This is a genomic window from Nostoc sp. 'Peltigera membranacea cyanobiont' 210A (assembly GCF_002246015.1).
Lineage (GTDB): Bacteria > Cyanobacteriota > Cyanobacteriia > Cyanobacteriales > Nostocaceae > Nostoc.
On the sequence record NZ_NOLJ01000006.1, the window covers coordinates 641,853 to 663,359 of the forward strand.

Below are 21,507 nucleotides of genomic sequence, written 5' to 3' on the forward strand. Positions count from 1 at the left end.
CAGTGGGTGTTAGCCTACTAGGGAAGTGAGTTATCAGGGTGCATCTACCAATAATCTTTTCTAGGGGTAGCCAGCATCTTCCGGGAAAAATGAATTAAATGAGAGGCGATGTCTACGATGGGCTGTAAAGCTCGTAGTCTTATGGAGAAGCAAGCTACCTATAGCGTCTCTGAGAGGAAAAGACTCGCTAACATTTCTTAACTAGACGCATTCGCGATCGCTATTGGTGACGCAACTAGAAAAACCCCCCAGTGGGTGTTAGCCTACTAGGGGAGTGAGTTATCAGGGTGCATCTATCAATAATCTTTTCTAAAATAAATGGGTCGCTACCGGATAAATTAGCAGAGGTTGAAGTTGTTACTGTTTGTCGATCGAAGAAAAACCTCAGAGGGGTTAGTTATCAGGACAGACCTACCAATTAAACGATCGGTGCGCTGCTTTACAAAATGGGTGTGTCAGGGTTAATCAATAGGACTCAATTTTCATAAAAAAACCCCCAGTGGGCGTTAGCCAACCAGGGGAGCTAGTTATCAGGGTGCATCTACCATTTAAATGTTCTAGGTTTAACCACCATGCTCCGGATAAATTTATTAGAAAATTGATTGTTGTCGTGTATCGAAAAAACAAAAGTGGATATTAACTCAATTAGGGAAGTTAAAGATCGAGGGACATCCATCTATTAATCAAGTATTCTAGGATTAAGCACTATTTTCTGGTAGAGAATATCTGCGTCAGAAGTTGCTGTTGTTTGCCAAAAATAAAAAAAACCCCCAGTGGGTGTTAGCCAGCTAGGGGAGTTGAAGATCAAGGTGCATCTACCAATTAAGTGTTCTAGACCCAAGTAATCCGATCCGGATAAAGTTGTAAAGGCAGGAAAAACCAAAACAGCGCGGAATCAGAAACATTCAGGGGCAGGATGCATCTAAATTATCAGAGAGAGCGAAAAATCGACTTGAAACTTTCGCGTTTCAAACCAGATTTAGGAGGCGGACAGGAGAAGTTGTGACCCAGGAATTCCATATTTCCGTAACCCCAGTAGGGCAAAATGACTACTTGGTGCGGACGGAACAAGTCGCGCCTGGGGTACCATTGGCAGAAGAATTGGTGACTTGGCCTATAGGTGATTGGTTGATGGCTGCTGGGCATTTGATGAATGACCCGTTGAATTCGGTGTTGCAAGGAGATCCATTTACCTCTGGAGGGCATGAAAGCGATATCGCCAGAAATTCTGTGAATTTGGTGGCGTTGGGTCAACAATTTTATAACGCCCTATTTCAAGGCACTCTCAGAGATAGTTGGATTACTGCCCAAGGTATTGCCCAGAACCATCAACAAGTACTACGGTTACGCTTGGGGCTAAAAGACACTAGATTAGCTCGTTTGCCTTGGGAAGTGATGCACGCAGGCGATCGCCCTCTGGCTACTGGGCCTTATGTGGCTTTTTCTCGCTTCCAAAGTGGAATTTCGGGGGCTTCTCCTTTGCGATCCCTGCGGGGGGCTACGCCTACCCAAAATATGCCCACACCACAAGAACAAGGTGGTGTCAGAGTCTTGATGATAATTGCTTCTCCCTCAGATCAAGTCCGTCTTGACTTACAGAAACAAGAAGCAATTAAACTGCAAGCGGAACTTCACCGTCAAACGTCACGACTTGGTGAAAGTCGCAATCGTTTCCCCGAAATTGAACTCACTGTACTAGACCAACCAGGACGGGAAGAACTGACGCAAGCCTTAGAACAAGGCAGATACCACGTTCTCCACTACTCTGGTCATAGTAACTTAGGCGCAAATGGCGGAGAAATTTATCTTGTTAGTCGCAGAACTGGCTTAACGGAAATCTTGACTGGGGACGATTTGGCAGGTTTGCTCGTCAACAATAATATCCAAATGGCAGTGTTTAATTCCTGCTTGGGCGCATACACAGCAGCGTCCAATCCCTCTGGAGATACTGGCGAACGAAACTTAGCGGAAAGTCTCGTGAAGCGCGGAATTAGAAGCGTTTTGGCGATGTCAGAACGGATTCCTGATGAAGTGGCGTTGACGCTCACACAATTGTTTTACCGCAATTTAAGTCACGGATATCCAGTAGATTTGTGTGTAAGTCGGGTGCGCCAAGGATTAATTTCTGCTTATGGTTCTCACCAGATGTACTGGGCATTACCGATTTTATATCTCCAGCCAGAATTTGACGGTTTTTTAAGTCAGGAAACTGAGGTATCTGCAAGTAGGGAGTCGTTGAATCAGTATAGTTCGCCTTTAGGGGCAACTTCCACGATGTACCATGGTATACCTGATGATAGCGAGATGCCTTTAGGAATGGAAGACATGATTCCTAGTGGTTTGACGCGGGACTCTTCTGGGTTGGATTGGCTGGGTGAAGATACTTGGGGGGATCTGGTTGATGAAATTGAGTATGATGACCCAAGCTATGAAGAAGATTCTGCGATAGTTTCGGATTTGTTTCGTCAGTTAGATAACCAAAAACCTGCAACTGAACCGGATCACCAAATTCGCGAAAATAGTCTTCACCAAAGCCAGATTTCAGAGGAAATGACTTCTTCAGAAGAGTCAGCAGATTTGTGGGGAGAAGTTCCACCACCGACACCTGCAACTCCTGGAAACCTTGAAGAAAATAGGCAAAATTCTAATTTTTCGCAATCGCAACCACCCCCGCCAAGAAATCGTACCCGTCGCCGCAAGCTGTGGCCGATTGTCGGCGTTGTGGGGATCGGTGCGATCGCTGCTGCCATCGGTTTAAATTGGTGGTGGCAAAATCGCCCCCAAGCACTGCCTAAAATACCAGAAATTCCTACCCAGTCTCTACCTGATTCTCGACCGATTCAAAAGCAGGGAAATATCGATTTAGGAATAGAAGCAACTGGAATTGTCACCGCTACTGCTACGGAAAAATTGAGCCAGGGTGACTTGCAAGGTGGGCTATTGGCTGTAGAAGAACTACTCAATCGGGGCGCACTGGCTGCGGCTGAAACTTCCTTAAAACTAATTCCCAGTAAACAAGCTGACGATCCATCTGTAAACTTTTACAAGGGACGATTGGCGTGGCAGTCTATCCAAACTGGAGACAATAACTATAGCGTCGATGATGCCCGCCGTTATTGGGAAACTGCTGCCAAAGCTAAACCCGAATCGCTTTTATATAATAACGCTTTGGGATTTGCTTACTACACAGAAGGCAATCTGAATCGAGCCAATGATTCTTGGTTTAAGGCTTTGAATTTAGCTCTCAAAGAACAGAACACAAAATCAACATCCAGAAATACAGCAGTTCCTCAAGATGCTTTAACTTCTTATGCTGGTTTAGCTCTTGGATTGTATAAATCTGCACTTAGTCAACCTAATGGTAAGCAGACGCAATATTTGAATGAAGCGATTAAGTTGCGGCAAACGGTTCTCAAGTCCGATCGAGAAAATTTTCAGGTAGATAAATTAGCTAAAAATTGGCTGTGGACGGAGAAGGCGATTGAAGATTGGCGATCGCTCCTTCAGAAAAAAGGCGAAGAACATTAAGGAGGCAGGAGGACGAAGGCAGGAGGCAGGAGGAAATCCCCATAAATAAATTTAGGGGATTTAACAAGGAAACCGTATTTTTTGCGCTGCGCGTCTCAAAATACATATTTTTTGTTTTGCATAAATAAATTTAGTTGCTCTTAAACCCTGTGGCAGAAGGCAAAAACATATATTTTCTGCCTCCTGCCCTCTGCCTCCTGCCCTCTGCCTTTCTTCGGTAATATATTGTGATGGCGCGATCGCTGTGATGGTTGTCTTCGGATCTGAAATAGGGTTAGTTCGACTTTATTCCTAAATTTTTCGTGATTTAGGATATAGCCAGAAGCTAAACAAGCGGCTAACTCTCGGCATGACAACATAGGTTAAGAGCAAAACCATAGTAATCGTTATAATCAACGAAATAATCAAGGGTGGTAAAGCACGAATTAGGGGTACTAAGAACGTATTCAATAAATTAATCAACACATATACAGCTCCCCAAGTTAGCAAGGCTGTTTTATAGCGCGGTGGAGTTTTTAAGGGTTGACCGGGAAGAGAAAACCAAGCTTCTAATCCACTAATTTTTTGAACATAAGGATCGGATTCAACCAAATGCTTACCTTGATTGAGCAAATGTTCGCGATCGCGCGATGTCATCCACACTTCTAAATTTTCATAACTGTCAAATCGGAAGATAATCACATATTCATTTCGCACCCCAAGTTGGGGGCAAATCACATTTGTTCCCATGTGACCCACGTAAGTTCTGGAAACCCTGGTAATCTCTTTCAACCAAGCTTCGTAGGCAGTTTCACATCCCGGTTTGACAAGTTGTGTAATGACCACGGTTACAAATTGATCGTTTTGTTCTATCTCCATTATTTATGCCAATCAATTTTGGATTTTAGATTTTTTCACGTAGCTTGATTTTCGGAGGGCAAGTATCGATTTACTTGCTGTGAAACTTTTATGACCTTCAAACTGCTTTTAAATTTACTGTACTGAGATGTTGTAAATTAAGCAAATTGATTTCTGCAATATATATTTTAGGTTTTATGTATTGACAATAAATACCAAATATGAATTGGACTAAAGATGAATTGCAATTGCAGTTCTGCAAATTGCTTCAGATTCATGGCTTGTTTCAATCCCTAATAGGGATTTTGATGAATTGCAATATGGTGGTGTGATATCCCAAAATGCCCCGTGGCGGTTTCAATCCCTAATAGGGATTTTGATGAATTGCAATATGATGATAGTTGCTCTGCACTCCAGCCTTTTGAGTTTCAATCCCTAATAGGGATTTTGATGAATTGCAATCGTAGACCAACATCAATTTACTTCAGTCGCAGGTAATGTTTCAATCCCTAATAGGGATTTTGATGAATTGCAATCTTGACAGGGTGAATGTGTCCGCATCGGGAACAGGTTTGTTTCAATCCCTAATAGGGATTTTGATGAATTGCAATTACCATCAATAAAAATGGCTTTGTTCTAAAGAAAAGTTTCAATCCCTAATAGGGATTTTGATGAATTGCAATCTGTTGTTTTTGCATAATCCTAATCCTTCTCAAATCCGTTTCAATCCCTAATAGGGATTTTGATGAATTGCAATCTTACCCATGACTAAATCACAAAAAACAATCCTACAGTTTCAATCCCTAATAGGGATTTTGATGAATTGCAATTTGATGATTAGAATTCTTCCCGGTGTTGTGGTTATGTTTCAATCCCTAATAGGGATTTTGATGAATTGCAATATTTTGTAAGCTTTTTCCAGTGGAATCGAGATTGTGAAGTTTCAATCCCTAATAGGGATTTTGATGAATTGCAATGCCCCCAACGGATTTGTGCAATGAGTGCTTCGAGTAGTTTCAATCCCTAATAGGGATTTTGATGAATTGCAATGGAATCACGATTATGTATAATGCACTTGTTTTGCTCGGTTTCAATCCCTAATAGGGATTTTGATGAATTGCAATTAGCGAGTAATACTGCAATGACACTTGAGTAGCGGTTTCAATCCCTAATAGGGATTTTGATGAATTGCAATGCAAGCGCTGGGATGAACTGTTGGAGTTCCTGCGTTTCAATCCCTAATAGGGATTTTGATGAATTGCAATAGCGGGAGCGTGAAAGCCAAGCTGTATTTAGTTTTCAAGGTGCGGTTGCGCGATTCTGGAGCAATCATAGCATTAGAGAATTCCTTTGGGAAGAGTGCCGATAAAAGTTAAAGGCTGACACCCTAGTTTTTGTAAGCATTTCAGAGATTGCGCGGATGATAATTGGGTGGTGAGTGGGGTGAAATGCTTACTGGTATTGAGATAGAAGCACTTTTTTGTGGCTGTGGAATTTGTACACCTACCCATTCGCGCATTTGACATACAGAAATTCTGTGAGAGATGCGATCGCTAAAAATAATCTAATGGTGATGGGGGGCGCGATCGCTGCCTTCGGAGCCAGAAATCCCAGTCTTTAATATGCTTATAGCCTCCCACATCACACACAACAACACTTGTAATGTTAGTCTTGAGGCTCCTCAGAGATAGATTCTGATTCGGTTTCAAGTTCTTCTGTTTGAACTTTGGGGGCTGGAGGTTTAACGGGTTTTGGGCCACGCGCTAGTGCAGGATTCACCGGTTGTCTGCCTTCATCCCTATATGATGATCCTTTTTTCCCTTTGTCAGACGAGCGATCGCGGCTCGGTTTTGAGCTTTTGGGGTTGGATTCAATAGGGGTTACAGAATCCGAATTTTCGGAATTGCTGTCAGTGCTTCCTTGAGACTGACGTTCCGATTTCTTAATTGGACGTTCTACCATTGTTGATTTTTGTAAATTTATCTGTATGGTACATCGGTTTGGTGACTGTCAGACTGTTGAGTAGCATTTTTAAAGATTTTATTAGACCTCTTGCAAAAGTCCCTAACACCCCACCCCCAACCCCTCTCTAATAAATACTATCCTGGGTTAACTTTTTCCTTGCAAAAGTCCCTAACACCCCACCCCCAACCCCTCCCCGCAAGCGGGGAGGGGAGAAAAAGCGTAGCTTTGGCGGGGTGGGGTTCTTTCTTATTTTTGATTTATGCAAGAGGTCTATTGTTGGAATTTCTGAGTAGCTGTGGAGAGTTGTTTTGACAAAAAAGCAGCCAACAAAGTTTGTTAATTAACTCACTAAATTAAAAAATGGGTGCGTTATCCATAGCTAAACGCACCTGACAACTATTAAACAAAATCAGGTCGTGCCTGTTGCCTTAATTTGAACTTTTCCTCTAAAACTACCCAATTTTCTTGCTCAATTAAGTTAGTCAACTCATCGAGGTTTTGACGATATTGTTGCAGCGATCGCAGCAATGCTTGACGATTATACCGCGCCATCATCACGCCCAACTCTGGATTTCCGCCACCCACACGACTAGTATCCCGAAAACCTGAACTAGCTAACTTTTGGGCTAATTGCAAAACATCGGGGTCAGTTTCGCTCAAACAAGCGGCAATCAACGAGGAACTGACCATCACCGGTAAATGAGAAATCCAACTCACAGCGCGATCGTGTTGCTCTGGTTGACAATAATAGATGTTAGCTTTGAGCGATCGCACAATTTCTTCCACAACTGTAATTGCACTAGTTGGGGTTGTCGTTATCGGTGTTAATACATAAGGTTTATCAACAAATAAATCTCGCTGTGCAGCTTCTATCCCACTGTCTGTTCTGCCCGCCATTGGATGACCACCGATAAAATTATCCCAAAGGGGAGTAATATCCTTGACTATCTGTGCTTTCGCCGAACCTACATCAGTCACAACTGTAGCAGTAGACAAATGAGCGATTAACTGTTCAAATTGGGGCACAATAAGGGCTAGAGGTGTACAAATAAATACAACTTCTGCGGCTGCTAATAGGCTCAGATCGACTGATGCTTCATCAACACTGCCGAGGGTAACTGCCTTTTGACAGGTTGCTTCACGGCGACTAACTCCTAAGATATGATGTCCTTGCGAGCGCAAATCAAAACCCAAAGATCCGCCTATTAGTCCCAATCCTAAAATTCCAATATTCATTTTTGATTTTGACATTCCGTTTTTTATGACTTTACCAACTATTAAAGTTGGCATCCAAGGGGTAGCATCGATGACTGTAGAGGAATTACTGGAACAATACGCAGCAGGAGTCTTAAACTTTAGTGGTGTTGATCTCCCAGAAGCCAATCTGAGTGGAGTAAAACTTAGTGGTGTAAATTTGAGCGATGCTAATTTGAGTATAGTCAACCTGAGTGGCGCGAATCTGAATGAAGCTAACTTGAGCAATGCCAAGCTAAATGTAGCTAGACTGAGTGGCGCGAATCTATGCAGCGCCATCCTCAATAACGCCAGTCTCAACGTTGCTAATTTGATTCGAGCGGATTTAAGTCGCGCTCAACTCAGAGGAGCGTCATTAATCCGCGCCGAGTTAATTCGCGCTGATCTCAGTCGCGCTGATTTATTGGAAGCTGACCTCACCGGTGCTGATTTGCGAGAGGCGACACTCCGCCAAGCGAATCTCCGTCACGCTAACTTAAGCGAGACTATCTTGAGAGGTGCTTCTTTAACTGGAGCAAACTTTGAGATGGCTAACTTAAACGCCAGCGATCTCAGTCGTTCTGACTTGAGCGGTGCAAATTTGCGAGATGCCGAACTCAGACAAGCAAATTTCAGCCATGCTAACTTGAGCGGGGCAGATTTGAGTGGTGCAAATCTTCGATGGGCAGATTTGAGCGGCGCAAATCTCCGATGGGCAGATTTGAGCGGTGCAAAATTGAGCGGGGCTGATTTAATTGGCGCAGATTTAAGCAATGCCAATTTAACAAATACAAGTTTAATCCACGCCAATTTAACTCAGGCAAAATTAATTAGGGCAGAATGGATCGGTGCTGACTTAACAGGAGCAACCTTAACGGGAGCCAAGCTTTATGCCACTTCCAGATTTGGTTTAAAAACTGAAGGCATGATTTGTGAATGGGTCGATCTTAGCCCAAATGGCGATCGCTCCATTGTCCAAAACTTCCATTCTGAAGAGTCACGAGATTTTTTTAACGAAACACCGCCAACAATTCGGATTATTGTTGATGCAGCCTTAGAACACGAAGCCAATTTTGCGATCGCTGGCGCTTACTACCAAATTGCTCAAGAATATCGGGGGCTGAAACAACCTCCAAGCATTGAAAGTGGCCGTCGCCGAACTATTTTCACCTTTCATGTAGATAGCGACGAAGCATTATTTCTCACTGCTTACATCGTCATTCTTCCCTTTCTAGATGCAGCATCTACGCAAAAGAATATTTCTAGGATTGTGGAAATGATTAACAGTGAAGTTGTTGCAAATCAAAACTTAAAACCGCTAAAATCGCCTCATATAGTGAAACAATTAAATACTCTTTTAGAACAAGCTATAAATCAGGCTACAACAATTAAACAGATGAAAAAAAATATCGAAGTAGCCGCAAAGTTAAATTTTTGTAAAGCCCCAACCCAAATAGTTTTAACGAATTCCAGCGCCCACACCTTGATTGTTTATGACCATCCCAACTTTGGTAAAAGATTTATTAATCGTTCTGCTCTCAATGCTTCAGCTTATGATATATCCAGTGATTCAACAAAAAATATATTACCTTCATTAGATATAATTATAGATTTTGTCAAAGGATTTCATTATATTAGTCATTAGTTATGGGGGATGGAGCATCCCTTCTCTGCGAGACTCTACGCGAACGGCTTCTCTGTGAGACGCTACGCGTAGCTTGCTTCCTTCCAAGGTACGCTCAGGGCAAGTGGGCATGGGGCATTGAACTAATGACAAATGACAAATGACAAATGACAAAAAACAAAAATTTTGGAGGAAAAAATGAGCAATATTTTTAATAAAATGATCGGTCGAACTCGCTATGTAGTGTTTCGCCTATTTCTGCACTTAGGGGGAGGTGAAGTAGCGCCAATTTTGGGAGTATTAAATAGTGCTGGACGGGATGCGATCGATGTCGATGGCGATTTAGAAGTTTTAGGAGAAGGATTGGTAGAAATCAGCCAAACCCTGCTGCAATATGATGAATATTGGCTTTCTGCTGCTAACGAAGGTGACGTATTTTTTAATGAGGGCGAAGCGGGGGATTACGTGAATGAATTATTTACTGACTCTGCCGAAAGATATCTCAGCGAACCAAATTACAGTTCTGACTCTGGATTGAATGAACCTTTATCTATACCTGTAACCCACAACATTATTGTGATGATTACAGTCGCTTATGAAGGAGAAGTGCCAGAATTAGAAACCGATCTTTCTAACGTTCAGGCGCTCAAGGAAGGATTGAAAGCATTGATAAATTTGCATTATAAACATAGATTAAAGGCAATCCAAGTACATTTTTCACCAGCACAGTTAGGCGATGAACTCACTAGCGATCAACTGTTGCAATATTACCCAGAATTGATTCCTTTGTAATCTGTTGGGTAGTCCGTACTTACTACTCACATCGAGAAATTGTTAAGCTTGGAGATAGGACAATAATCCAATGATCATGACCATAGTGCGTAAATTTACAGCCGTTTTTTTAGCTATGAGTTTGTGCCTGACAACTGTAGCCTGTGGGGGAGGAGAGCAAAATACCACTACCCCTCCAGCTAAGAACGTTAGCCAAACCTCTACTAACACGAAACTGAGTGATGGGCAGTATCAAATACAACAAGCTACTTATGACGATGCAACTGGTGAGTATAGCCTGTTTTTACTTAACAATAATCCCCCAACCTTTGCAACCGAAAATTTGCAAATGGCACGGTTAACTGATGATGAAATCAAGCAGGGTAAGAAAACCTATCTAAAGGTAGAAAAAGGACAACCGATTTTATATCTGACGGAAGACTTTAAAATCGAGTACGTCCACAACGTTACCGAGAATAAAACCAATCCCCAAACAGGACAACAAGAAACGACTGTAGTGCGTCGAGAAAATAACTTCTGGGCACCATTTGCTGGGTCTGTAGCTGGTAGCTTGGCGGGACAGGCAATTGGTAGTATGTTGTTTAGACCCCAATATTATGTACCCCCTGTCTATCAATCAGGACAAGGATTAAGTGGCTTTGGTGGATATGGCGGAAGCTATGGCCAAGCAGTTCAAAACTACCAAACTCGCTATAATGCGCCACCAGCAGCCGTAACAAATCGCACTGCGTTCCGCAATACAGGGACAATTAGAAGGTCATATCCTGGAAATTCAAATATACGCAATACCCCGCGTAGCACTACAGGTAATAACCGTCCTTCTGGTTCTGGTTTTGGTGGTAGCACATTGCAACCTTCTGGCAGAGCCACCTCACCTAGACGCAATTCTGGCAGTGGTTTTGGTAGTGGGCGTAGTACAGCACCCCGCCGCTCAAGTGGTTTTGGCAGCAGACGCCGTTAATCAATTCCAAGTTGAATAAATAGACTGCCTAACAAGTAAAGGTAGTTGTGCATAAAGAAGCCGGAGGGTAACAAGTCAAACCTCCGGCTTCTCTTTATATCTATGCAGTTTACGAGGAGGAATTATTAATTATTCGGTTAAATAATATGAAATACTAAATACAAATATTGCTAAGAGAACAGGAATCATTTTACTAAAGTCTATTCGCTTTTGTTGAACCATTTCTAAACAAGACATCGGAATCATCAGAGGCCAGAAGATAGTTGTCACCACAAACATCACAACCGATAAAAATTTATCTTCGGGATTGGAAGCAGTATGACGTAAGGAAAATATTAACCAATTAGTTAAAAAATAGAATGTCATTAATAAGTAGCCAATAGTTAAAGTCAGTTGTATCTGATTCACCGTGAGTACTCCTGAAGTTATGTGAGCTTCACCAAACATCATCCGTACAAAGTTATAACATATACAATCAGAATCTCACCCGATCTTTCCTGACGCAAACACGGGGTGAGGTTGAAAAATGTACTTCATATAAATGAGAACCGCCATAGCTATTAGAGGATGTTTGAAAAGTCCTCTTGTCGGTATCAAAAATTTTAGAGACGCGATGAATCGCCGTCTCTACAATAATCAGTTTTTTGTAGAGACGGCGATTTATCGCGTCTTTGTGATGATTTATCGCATCTTTGCGATCTAGAATTTTCATCAAGTGCCTAAAGTCACAGCGAAACACTTTTCAAACAACCTCTTAAAGCAATTATTAAGCGGTCTTAAAAAATCGAATAATTTCGCGGACATGATCGAGAAATTGCCCGTCGGTGGAAAGTTGCGCGATCGCATTTCTGGCTTCTCTCCCCAAACGCTCATGTTCCGTTTGATTTGTCGCCCGTAATTCTTCTAAATTGGCCGCAATTCGAGCTAAATCTCTGCGAGTTTCTTCGGCAAAACGTTGTTGAGTTGCCGATAAGGAATAGGGTTGTTCAGGATTGAGTTGATCTTCCAATGACTGGATTTTTTGTTCCAATATAGAGAAGCGATCGCGCAGTTCAAAAATATCTTCGCGTGGATACTTCCATTCTTGGCGAATCATCGCTAACCGCGCATATAAATACTCATAAGCGCGAATCGCGGGACGCAGAATTGTTAATAACAAGGCTGCACCAGAACTTATATATCCAACTGTACTAATACCAGTGACAGCAAGAGTATAAAGACCAATGGCTGAGAATAAGTGTAAAGCTATGGCAACCCAGAGCGATCGCTTTGCCAACACTGTGACATACTTCACTTGTTTCTCATCGACTGGAATTCCTTTCTCAGTTGATTGTGCTGCTTCTGCTAAGACTTCTTTGGCTTGAAAATGCACATTCCACGGTACGGTAACAATTACCAACAGCCACCAAAAACTAGCACCACCAATCACCCAGTCAAGAAAGTTACCAGCAGGGATGTGCAACCATTGCAGTAAGCCAAAAGCTGCCAGCACCACAACCACAATTCCTGCAATAGAACTGATGAAAAAATTAATATACATCTTGCCCTGTCTCCGGTGAAACTATCACCTCGATTATGGCTAGTGGTTCTCAATTATACAAATATATTTGTGATGGTTTTTCTAGTTGCACATAATAAAAGAAGGGAGAAATAATGGAATACTTCTTTGTAGAGTTTCAAGTAGATGATTCCAAAAGATTCAATGCTCTTTGTGAAGTTTTCAACGAAATTAAAAAAGATAAAGACAATAATTCTTGGCGTAATGAAGAAGATTGGCTAATTTTTTTTGCTCGCAAAGCATTATCACATTTTTGGTGGCCTAGTGAAGAGGAAGAGACTGAATATTACCGTCGCTGGTTTGCAACACCTGTGGAACAGAGGTGGACAGATCCTAGCCTCGAAACTCCTTGGGACTTTTATTCTATGTTTGATGCTTTTCAAAATGGTGAATATCAATTAATTGCTTGTAGGATGGTTTCTGCCGACAGAGCTAAACTTGAATTTGAACCCTTTAGCTATCCCTATGGCGGAACTGGTGCAATACACGCGTTAGTTGAATCCTTCGATTTTGTAATTATTGCAGAAGACGACGGTACAGGATACACAAAATTTAACCTGTAGTTTGGGCAAAGAATGAGACAATTCAAACCTTTTCCGATCGCTATTGGATGAGATAACTACGCCAAATTGATTGAGTATCTTTGCTACCTTTTTCTGGAATTAGCGATCGCCAAGTTTTACCTTCTTGCTGAATTTGCAAGTAAACGTCAAATGCTTGTTGTGGTTGCGTTAAGCGTCGTTTTGGTAGCTTAACAATCAAATCGTAGGTTCCCCGGACGTGGAAAGCTGGTAAATTTTCAATCGTCAGGGGTTGTTCTTGGGTAATTGATAGCCGCTTGATTTCAAATCCTTGAAAATCTAAATCCAACTGTTGGCTAAGTTTTTGTTGAGTTTGTTCTAGCCCAAGTGTGATCGCTTTTTGCACTAACTCGCTAGTCGGTAGCAGTCCAATACTGCCACAAGCTGTTACTAGCACCAGCAATATTGCTGTCAAAACTAACCGCACCATGTTATTCCTGAGATTCCACTTATCAGCGATAGTATAACTGTAGATTCTCTCAATTCTCTCATCTACCATGCCAAAACAGTCTATAGGTCTTGATAAACAACTCTACAATTATCTTTTATCCGTTTCGCTGCGAGAACCAGAAATTCTTGAAAAGTTGCGCCAAGAAACCGCCAATCATCCCCGGAGTGGAATGCAGATTTCACCAGAACAAGGGCAGTTTATGAGCCTTCTGGTACAGTTAATTGGAGCGAAGAAAACCCTAGAAGTTGGAGTGTTTACGGGTTATAGCTCACTTTCTGTAGCTTTGGCGCTACCGCCTGATGGCAAGATTATCGCTTGTGATGTGAGTGAAGAATTTACTGCGATCGCTCGGCGATATTGGCAAGAAGCTGGGGTTGCTGATAAAATTGATCTCCGATTGGCTCCAGCTTTGGAAACTTTAGATCGGCTATTAGCAACTGGGCAAGCCGAGACTTTTGATTTTGCCTTTATTGATGCTGATAAAGAAAATTATGATGGATATTATGAGCGATCGCTGCAATTAGTGCGTCCAGGTGGATTGATTGCGATCGATAATGTTTTATGGTCTGGACAAGTAGCTGATGAGCAAAATCAAGATGAAAGCACTCAAGCAATCAGGGCGCTGAACGAGAAGTTACATCATGACGAACGCATTACCCTCTCTCTTGTCCCCATCGCTGATGGACTTACTTTAGCAATCAAGCGACCTTAATACAGCAAGGGCGCACAACTAACTGTGCGCCCTTATTGCGTGTTCTGCTTCTATTTACTTAGAAGTTATAGCCAACTCCCAATAGTAGCCCTACATCAGTATCATCCAGAAAAGAAGCATTTACGGAACCTGTCACCGTAAATCGAGAACCTACAGGAAGGTCTACACCACCAGTTAGCAGTAATCCAATATCAGTATCCAGATTAGCTTCAATTGCTACGCCAGCACCTATAAAAGGAGATATAGCAAAGCTTCGTTCACCCACGTTACCTGCTGTCCGTGGAGAAAAATCTAAAGTTACGGGAACCAAAAATATTGTATCGTCCCCAAAGATCACCGATGGTCTAACTGATAGATTGTTTGTCAGACCAAGTTTGCTGATTACTGCAAAGTTACTATCGCTCAAAGCTGAATCGTTGCCGCTCAAACCAATATTACCACCACCTCCGATATAGCTTCTGCCACCACGAGTACTTCTGCCTACGTTAACATCAGGCGTTGTACTTCCTGTTGATGGCTGATTTAACTGACTGATGTTAACATCAGGCGGAATCAGGACTTGGTTAATTGCATGGATAACACCATTGCTAGCTTTCACGTCTGCCTGGAGAACTCTGGCATTATTCACCGAGACTTGACTGTTAGCGGAATCGATTTTAATATTTACTGGTCTTCCTTCATCGGTTGTCAATTCCCCTGCCGAGAGTTGACTAGCAGTTACTGCACCGGGAACCACATGATATCTCAAAATCTTAACTAACGCTTCTCTGTTCTCTGGTTGCTGTAACTGTTCTAAGGTAGCGGCAGGCAAAGCAGCAAAGGCATCATTGGTGGGAGCGAAGACTGTATAAGGGCCTGGCTGTTGAAGAATATCTACTAGACCGGCTGTCTTTAATAAAGAAGTCAGAGTTGTAAAAGAACTACTGGATGCTGCCAGAGAAACGATATCAGTACTTACAGGAGTTCCAGCTACAACGTACTGACTAGCTGGAAGATTGCTAGCAATCGGTTGCACCCGTCCTTGTTTAACTAAAGCTTGATATAAAAGTGCTGCTGCTTCAGCACGAGTCAAAGACTGTTGTGGATTGAGTTGTTTTACATCCGGGTAGTTGACAACAAGATTACCTACTGTCGCTGCTGCCACACTGCCAACAGCATATTCTGGGATAGCTGAGGCATCGTTGTAGTAAGTAGTGAGAGTACTTGTATCGCCACCAGTTAAACCTAAACCACTACTTAAAGCAACGATCCCCTGCACTCTGGGAATTTCTTGATTTGGTCTAAACACGTTCCCAGGATAGCCTGCCAAAAATCCAGTTTCGTAGGCGTTTTGAATTGCCGCAGCTGCCCAGTAGTTAGCAGGAACATCACTAAATCCACCCGCGCTTAATTGCCGGACTCGGTTTTGGGTACTGAAAGCTTTTTGAATCAAAGCAGCAAATTCTGCACGAGTCACAGGCTGATTTGGTCTATAAGTACCATCAGGAAAGCCACTAATTACGTTATTCTCAGCTAGGGCTTGAATGAAGGGACGCGCCCAATAATCTGAGGAAACATCAGACAGGTTAACTGTTGAAGTAGGCGATGGTGTCGCAGGTGATGGTGTCGCAGATGGAACAGGAGTTTGAGATGAAGCTGGGGCAGAAATTACGATGGGGGTTATTGTCGCAGCTGTAATTCCCAGAACTAGCAAAGTAACCTTTGTTGATGACCAACGAAACAAACTAGACATGGAAATATCCTCTTTTCAATTTCTTGGGTTGACTATTGGAAAATACTGGATGCAAGGTTAAGTGAATACAAATATCCAGATAATTATTTGGTTCGCCTTAATATGGAAACCAAAAATGAAACCCGTTAACTCTGGAAAGTTCAAATGTGGGACATTATGAATAGCTGCTCTGATATTTCATAACATTTATCCAAATGTTTACCACATGTAGTATCGGATTCCTATTTGTGTGTTTTTTAAAGAACCGCAGATCGCACTAAAGAGAAGCAGGCATACTGTGGTCATCTCTTCTGTTGCAACAATAAAGATAATTAATGCAGGTAGGCGATTTTATCAGTTTTAAAATTCCAGTCAAGCAGTAAAATAATTGGCCTTTAATAGCCATCTCTTTATAATTGCCGACGAGGGTTCATGCCGTCAAACTAAATGTATCATGATCTTTAGCAAGATTTAATAAATAAAATGTCTCTTGGCGATATGATGTATTATTAATCTTTGATCGAAATTATACAACTAACTCAGGGCTGGATTTTGAGGAAAAACTTTCACTCTTTAGATAGTTGTCCTTGATGGTAAATTTTCAAATACTAGACTGAAAATTAGCGATCGCAATCAAAAATTTCGAGCCTGATTGCGCCAAGATTTTTGGCTAGGAATTATTTTTTTACAAAAGACTATTTTATAAAAGCGAACCCAAAGATAAACTAGGATTTTTGGAAGCTGGCTAATCTGTATCAATTTTGCTCACAACTCCTCTGGAGGTAGGGCAACAAATCCGGTTTTTAGCCCACGCTTGAATCCTGCTTTTTCATAGAAGTGCAACGTCTCCTCGTTTTTTGAGCCACTTAGAAGCATCACTTTATAGCACTGTTGCTGCCATGCTAAAGCTAAGGCATAATGTAGCACTTTTGTCCCAAATCCCTGTTGTCGAAAATCGAGATGGGTAACAACATTTTCAATAATGCCGTATGGACGTGCGCCACGCGTCAAATTGGGAACAATGGTTAAATTACATGTTGCTACTAGCTGGTTATCAACATCAGCCACGATGTAATACAAACGGGGATCGTGTAAAATCGCATCCCACATAGATTGTAAAACATCATCAGCAGGTAAAGGCGCATCGACAGGATTTAGGTGGTTATATAAAACCAAAAGTTGCGGAAGTTCGTCGCGTGTAATTAGGCGAACGGTAATTATCGGTTTAGACAAAGCTGTATTAGGGTAATTCTTCCAGAAAGTATTGTTTGACAATTTCAAATGTCAAAACCCATTCTGGGAGGCTCCGCCTCCAGTAGCTTGACCAGAGGCAGAGCCTCTTTTGAATACATTCCCAGCCTGGAGGCTGGGAACGAGGCTACACAAGCTTTTGCGCTTTTCTTAGTGCCATTCTATCTCGACTCAATACCAATTGAAAAGCCTTCTGTCCACAACTGAACCGATACTCCATTACTGGAGGATAGAAGGCGGTTATCAGCAAAACATCAAGAACTGTTACAAAAACTCATCTGCTGCATAAAGGCTAGGTAGAAGCTTGATAAGTGGAAGGTGAAAACTCAAAATATGTCATTGAGTTTTTTGTTTACACTTTGTCAGCGCCATTCCTCCCATAGATTATTAGGCAATATTCTGGTTCCAATGATGGGAGATTTCACAACGGAAATCGCCGATTGTACTTTCACATAAGAGATTAAGACTAATGAGGACACAAGAACATTTAAGAGGCTTCGCTAGTAGTTTATCTAGCACATATCCGTTGAACAGAAGAATGTTTTCATTGAGTAAGTTAGAAGAAGAGCACTCAACTGCTACAACTGTGTTTGAATTTGAAATCATTACAGTGAATGGCCAAGAAAAGGAAAATTTCCAACGCCACGCTCAAGCCCAGTTCTTCTGTGAAAAACTTGATAGTGGAGAGAGGTTAGAGATGGTTGCAATACCGGGCGGCACTTTCTTGATGGGGGCACCAGAAGCAGAAGTAGGAAGGGATACCCATGAAGGTCCACAGCACATAGTGACAGTAGCCCCTTTCTTTATGAGTAAGTATCCAGTTACCCAGGCACAGTGGCGGTTTGTAGCAGCCCTCCCTCAAATCAATCGCCCACTTGCGCCTGCTCCTGCTGATTTCAAAGGAGACAACAGACCTGTAGAGCGGGTTTCCTGGTATGATGCAGTCGAATTTTGTGCACGGTTAGCACAGTTAACGGGACGAAAGTACAGGTTGCCTAGCGAAGCTGAGTGGGAGTATGCTTGTCGCGCTGGAACAACCACTCCTTTCTATTTTGGTAAGACTACCACAACTGAGTTGGCGAACTATGATGGACGCTTCATCTATAGTTATGAGGCAAATACTCCTTCATCTCCTGATTCACTTCCTTCTTCACCTCCTCCTTCTTCACCTCCTCCTACATGTCCCATCTCAGGGTTCGGGTATTCCTGTAGTTATTCTTCTCATCTCACATCTATTACACCCGATTTTGGATATTCCAGTAATCATCAAATTTCCATCAAGGAAAACAGGTTTTCATTTCAGGGGAATTACCGAGGAAAATCGCGTGAGCAAACAACTCCAGTTGGGAGCTTTCAGAAGGCTAATGCCTTTGGTTTGTACGACATGCATGGCAACGTGTGGGAGTGGTGTGCTGACCACTGGTATGATAACTACCAGGAAGCACCTTTAGATGGAAGTGTATGGCTATCTGATGATGAGAATCAATATCGGGTGATGCGTGGGGGTTCATGGATAAACTATTCAGAACTTTGCAGAGCAGCAAGTCGTGCTAAGGGACTCCCCTATGACTTAAGTTACTACATCGGCTTTCGGGTTGTGTGTGCTTTGGACTGAGTCTTCTAGACTAGAGCCAACATCTGATAATTTACTGGAAGAAGCAGCAGAAAAGTTTAAAGCACATTGTTAACTCATCTTCTAACTAAAATACATAGGATTTCGAGTTGTTTGTTATTGGTTGGCAAGTATTTCTTCATAAACAATCAACAAACAATAAATAAGCGGTGGACAGCGTTCCTCCTACACAAGAGTATGGAGTGAACTTTCCGCCGCGTCCTTTGTGATCTTGTGATCTTGGTGACGGACGATCTCTGAAGATAATATCCACCTATGGAGAACAACCTATGATCAAGCACACTAGACAAAAATTTCTTGTAGCTCTTAAGGGTATTGTCCTGTGTGTCTCTTTGTCTGTACCACAGATCAACCATACAGGATGGGCACAAAGTCCAGATGCAGAGGTTAAAACTCTAGACGCTGAGGTTAATGCCTATATCCAGCAGTTAAAGGATCGGGATGTAACCGTTCGTGTCACTGCCGCATCTGCTTTAGGAAGACCAATTTTGGGAAATCCTAATTTCGCAAATCCTTCTGGGAGTGCCGCAGTGGCTGTTAGCGCCCTGACCAAAGCACTCAAGGATCAGGAGGCAACAGTTAGAGTCAGTGCAGCTGTAGCCCTTGGGAAAAGGAGTTATATCCCTACTACACGAGAGGATGTCGAAATTCTTGCCAACTTAGCTATCCCTGAATTAATCAAAACCTTGAAAGATGATAAGGAAGTAGCTGGTGTTCGTTCCAGAGCAGCCAATTCCATAGGGGAAATATCTTGGGCAATCAATAAAATAACCAAAAAGTCCTTGAGAGAATTTTTTGGGAACGAGGAAACTATCAACGATCTTGTCGACACCCTTATCATCGCCTTGAAACATCGGAATGTACAAGTTCGTGCCAGTGCCGCTTACGCTCTGGAGACAATGGGTTCAGACGCTAGCGCTGCTGTCCCCACCCTCGTCAATCTCTTGAAGGAGAAGAAGCAGGACATAGTTGTTCGTGCCAAAGCTGCTAATTCACTAGGAAATGCTGATTTGAAAGCAAGTTTAAATGGCAAAGCCGTCCCTGCCCTCATTAGCGCTCTAAAAGAACAGAAGCCAGAGGCATACTTACTTCGCGCAAATGCTGCCCTTGCTCTGGGGTCTATGGGGTCTGAGCCAATAGTTGCTAAGGATGCTGTCCAGCCCCTTATCATAGCTCTCAAAGATAAGAATACATTAGTTCGTTCTAGTGCTGCCAATGCCTTGGGGTTAATGGGTTCAAATGCCAAAGACGCTATCTCCAAACTCATCGAGGTAGAGAAAGAGGAGAAGAATCAGAATGTACAATTTCGCACAGATGTCATCAATGCTTTAGGGAAAATTGCGTCAGACCCAAAAGTTGCTGGCTCAAAACGCATTGTCTCCGTCCTCATCAGTATCCTCAAAGATGGAAACGATGAAACATACGTTCGTCAATCTGCCGCTTATGCTCTGGGGAAAGTGGGGTTAGAGTCCGAAGAGACTGTCCGTGCCCTGATTGAGGTTGTGGAAGATTCATTGGAAGATCGACAAGTTCGCAAATATGCCGCCTATTCTTTGCAGGAATTCTTTAAAAACCAAGCCTATCAAGACCCAACTAAAAATAAAGATAAATCCTTGTCTTTTGGAGGATGGAAGCAATTATTAATAATACGGAATGGGCAAAATGCAGCTAAGGTTTTAGAGAAATCAAACGAAAAAGAAAAGCTTTTTTTAGAAGAAGAAAAAGAGGTTAAATGGTATCTCCAAATTCTTAATCGACAGTTGCAATTCCTCATATTCGACTGGATTCAAAAAAATCCGTTAATTTTAGTACTGATGCTCTATTTTTTAGTCTTACCATCTGTTTGGATTTTCATTTTTTTGCTAAATCCATTAGGAGTGTTTTACATCAAGCAAGCTTTCAATCGCTTTAAGGGTATTGATTTACCTTATCCGCTATCAGGAGGTTTTAAGGGAACGATTGATATCTTGACTTTTATTAGTTTTTTGGATTTTTTTTGTTATCGACCAAGAGTATTTGACAAGTGGATTTCAAATCAATACAAATTATTCAATAAGAATTTTCTCGCACTAGTAAAAAAATACGATGATTACGAACCTATCGCCGTTGAGCTAGATGGCACTTCAGTCACTAAGCTTACTATCAAGGAACTGCAACCAATTTTTTCTAAAAAGCTAACTCGCTTAGTCATTCAGGGAGAAGGAGGAACAAAACTAGCCTATCAACTGGCTAAATGGGCAATGTCAAAAGACAAGAATGAGAGGCTCTGCAAGCACCTCATGTTGCCAGTGCTGATTACTGACTTTGAACTCAATTCAGAAAATAAAGCTGATGATAAACTTTTTATAAACGCCATATCTGGACAGCTTAGAGACTTGGTTGAGGCGACTGATTCTATCTTGCCAGAATTGCTTGACCAGCTTTTGAGACAGCGCCGTGTTTTAGTCATTGTGAATGTAGATGGCTTCAGTGAGATGAGTGACGCCAAAACTTTAGAAATCAAGAATCGGCTTTCGGAGCCAGCTTTTCCTGTGAATGCTTTAGTTCTCACATCACAGACTAAACTAGAAATGAAAGGGAGACTTTACTCATTATGCCAAATCGGATAATTTGAGTGAAACATAGTATGACCCAACTCATGGATTTCCTTGTAGCCTATGGGGGATCATC

18 protein-coding genes and 1 CRISPR repeat array are annotated in these 21,507 nt (G+C 42.1%); of the genes, 10 read left to right on the forward strand and 8 right to left on the reverse strand.

Annotated features, from left to right (window positions below; translation table 11 throughout):
- Positions 1 to 1,002: 1,002 nt before the first annotated feature.
- A complete protein-coding gene (gene hetF, locus CDG76_RS22020) occupies positions 1,003 to 3,528 on the forward strand; it encodes a cell division protein HetF (protein ID WP_094351041.1) in 2,526 nt (841 codons plus the stop codon).
- A 291-nt stretch (positions 3,529 to 3,819) separates the two neighbouring features.
- Here hetF and CDG76_RS22025 read toward each other — a convergent pair whose 3' ends face one another.
- Positions 3,820 to 4,386, reverse strand: a complete 567-nt coding sequence (locus CDG76_RS22025; RefSeq protein ID WP_094351042.1) for an antibiotic biosynthesis monooxygenase — start codon at positions 4,384 to 4,386, stop codon at positions 3,820 to 3,822.
- 262 nt (positions 4,387 to 4,648) lie between these two features.
- A CRISPR array of direct repeats spans positions 4,649 to 5,630; the repeat unit is 37 nt; unit sequence GTTTCAATCCCTAATAGGGATTTTGATGAATTGCAAT.
- A gap of 215 nt (positions 5,631 to 5,845) precedes the next feature.
- Here CDG76_RS22025 and CDG76_RS37530 point away from each other — a divergent pair.
- Positions 5,846 to 5,986: a hypothetical protein gene (locus tag CDG76_RS37530; protein WP_190240932.1), complete on the forward strand. Its 141-nt coding sequence runs from the start codon at positions 5,846 to 5,848 to the stop codon at positions 5,984 to 5,986.
- A 44-nt stretch (positions 5,987 to 6,030) separates the two neighbouring features.
- On the opposite strand, the gene CDG76_RS22030 is transcribed toward CDG76_RS37530, so the two are convergent.
- Complete coding sequence (locus CDG76_RS22030) at positions 6,031 to 6,327, reverse strand: hypothetical protein (RefSeq protein ID WP_094351043.1); 297 nt, start codon at positions 6,325 to 6,327, stop codon at positions 6,031 to 6,033.
- A 402-nt stretch (positions 6,328 to 6,729) separates the two neighbouring features.
- A complete protein-coding gene (locus CDG76_RS22035; RefSeq protein WP_094351044.1) occupies positions 6,730 to 7,566 on the reverse strand; it encodes a prephenate/arogenate dehydrogenase in 837 nt (278 codons plus the stop codon).
- Between the two features lie 70 nt (positions 7,567 to 7,636).
- Here CDG76_RS22035 and CDG76_RS22040 point away from each other — a divergent pair, with 70 nt between their 5' ends.
- From CDG76_RS22040 to CDG76_RS22050, 3 genes are all read left to right on the forward strand, one after another.
- Positions 7,637 to 9,208: a pentapeptide repeat-containing protein gene (locus CDG76_RS22040; protein WP_094351093.1), complete on the forward strand. Its 1,572-nt coding sequence runs from the start codon at positions 7,637 to 7,639 to the stop codon at positions 9,206 to 9,208.
- 177 nt (positions 9,209 to 9,385) lie between these two features.
- Complete coding sequence (locus CDG76_RS22045; protein ID WP_094351045.1) at positions 9,386 to 9,979, forward strand: DUF1517 domain-containing protein; 594 nt, start codon at positions 9,386 to 9,388, stop codon at positions 9,977 to 9,979.
- A 70-nt stretch (positions 9,980 to 10,049) separates the two neighbouring features.
- Positions 10,050 to 10,940 (forward strand): hypothetical protein, encoded by an 891-nt coding sequence (locus CDG76_RS22050; RefSeq protein WP_094351046.1) that lies wholly within the window; start codon positions 10,050 to 10,052, stop codon positions 10,938 to 10,940.
- A gap of 129 nt (positions 10,941 to 11,069) precedes the next feature.
- Here the strand turns inward: CDG76_RS22050 and CDG76_RS22055 are convergent, their stop codons facing one another.
- The gene (locus CDG76_RS22055) at positions 11,070 to 11,348 is read right to left on the reverse strand and encodes a hypothetical protein (protein WP_094351094.1); all 279 of its coding nucleotides are present in this window, start codon (positions 11,346 to 11,348) and stop codon (positions 11,070 to 11,072) included.
- Between the two features lie 133 nt (positions 11,349 to 11,481).
- Between CDG76_RS22055 and CDG76_RS37535 the strand changes: the two genes are divergently transcribed.
- On the forward strand, positions 11,482 to 11,643 hold the full coding sequence (locus CDG76_RS37535) for a hypothetical protein (RefSeq protein WP_190240933.1): 162 nt from the start codon (positions 11,482 to 11,484) through the stop codon (positions 11,641 to 11,643).
- 63 nt (positions 11,644 to 11,706) lie between these two features.
- Here the strand turns inward: CDG76_RS37535 and CDG76_RS22060 are convergent, their stop codons facing one another.
- Entirely contained in the window at positions 11,707 to 12,480 is a 774-nt protein-coding gene (locus tag CDG76_RS22060) for a hypothetical protein (RefSeq protein WP_094351047.1), read from the reverse strand.
- Between the two features lie 113 nt (positions 12,481 to 12,593).
- Here CDG76_RS22060 and CDG76_RS37540 point away from each other — a divergent pair, with 113 nt between their 5' ends.
- On the forward strand, positions 12,594 to 13,061 hold the full coding sequence (locus tag CDG76_RS37540) for a hypothetical protein (RefSeq protein WP_190240934.1): 468 nt from the start codon (positions 12,594 to 12,596) through the stop codon (positions 13,059 to 13,061).
- A gap of 40 nt (positions 13,062 to 13,101) precedes the next feature.
- On the opposite strand, the gene CDG76_RS22070 is transcribed toward CDG76_RS37540, so the two are convergent.
- Positions 13,102 to 13,509 carry a hypothetical protein gene (locus CDG76_RS22070; RefSeq protein WP_094351095.1) on the reverse strand — a complete coding sequence of 136 codons (408 nt, stop codon included), beginning with the start codon at positions 13,507 to 13,509 and terminating at the stop codon, positions 13,102 to 13,104.
- Positions 13,510 to 13,576: 67 nt separating this feature from the next.
- Here CDG76_RS22070 and CDG76_RS22075 point away from each other — a divergent pair, with 67 nt between their 5' ends.
- A complete protein-coding gene (locus CDG76_RS22075) occupies positions 13,577 to 14,242 on the forward strand; it encodes a class I SAM-dependent methyltransferase (protein WP_094351048.1) in 666 nt (221 codons plus the stop codon).
- 58 nt (positions 14,243 to 14,300) lie between these two features.
- Here CDG76_RS22075 and CDG76_RS22080 read toward each other — a convergent pair whose 3' ends face one another.
- Positions 14,301 to 15,974 (reverse strand): fasciclin domain-containing protein, encoded by a 1,674-nt coding sequence (locus CDG76_RS22080; RefSeq protein ID WP_094351049.1) that lies wholly within the window; start codon positions 15,972 to 15,974, stop codon positions 14,301 to 14,303.
- A 744-nt stretch (positions 15,975 to 16,718) separates the two neighbouring features.
- Positions 16,719 to 17,228: a GNAT family N-acetyltransferase gene (locus CDG76_RS22085; RefSeq protein ID WP_223265323.1), complete on the reverse strand. Its 510-nt coding sequence runs from the start codon at positions 17,226 to 17,228 to the stop codon at positions 16,719 to 16,721.
- A gap of 445 nt (positions 17,229 to 17,673) precedes the next feature.
- On the opposite strand from CDG76_RS22085, the gene CDG76_RS38525 reads away from it, so the two are divergent.
- Positions 17,674 to 18,819 carry a formylglycine-generating enzyme family protein gene (locus CDG76_RS38525; protein ID WP_223265324.1) on the forward strand — a complete coding sequence of 382 codons (1,146 nt, stop codon included), beginning with the start codon at positions 17,674 to 17,676 and terminating at the stop codon, positions 18,817 to 18,819.
- Between the two features lie 287 nt (positions 18,820 to 19,106).
- Positions 19,107 to 21,446, forward strand: coding sequence for a HEAT repeat domain-containing protein (locus tag CDG76_RS22095; RefSeq protein WP_094351050.1), 2,340 nt, complete (start codon positions 19,107 to 19,109; stop codon positions 21,444 to 21,446).
- Positions 21,447 to 21,507: the final 61 nt, after the last annotated feature.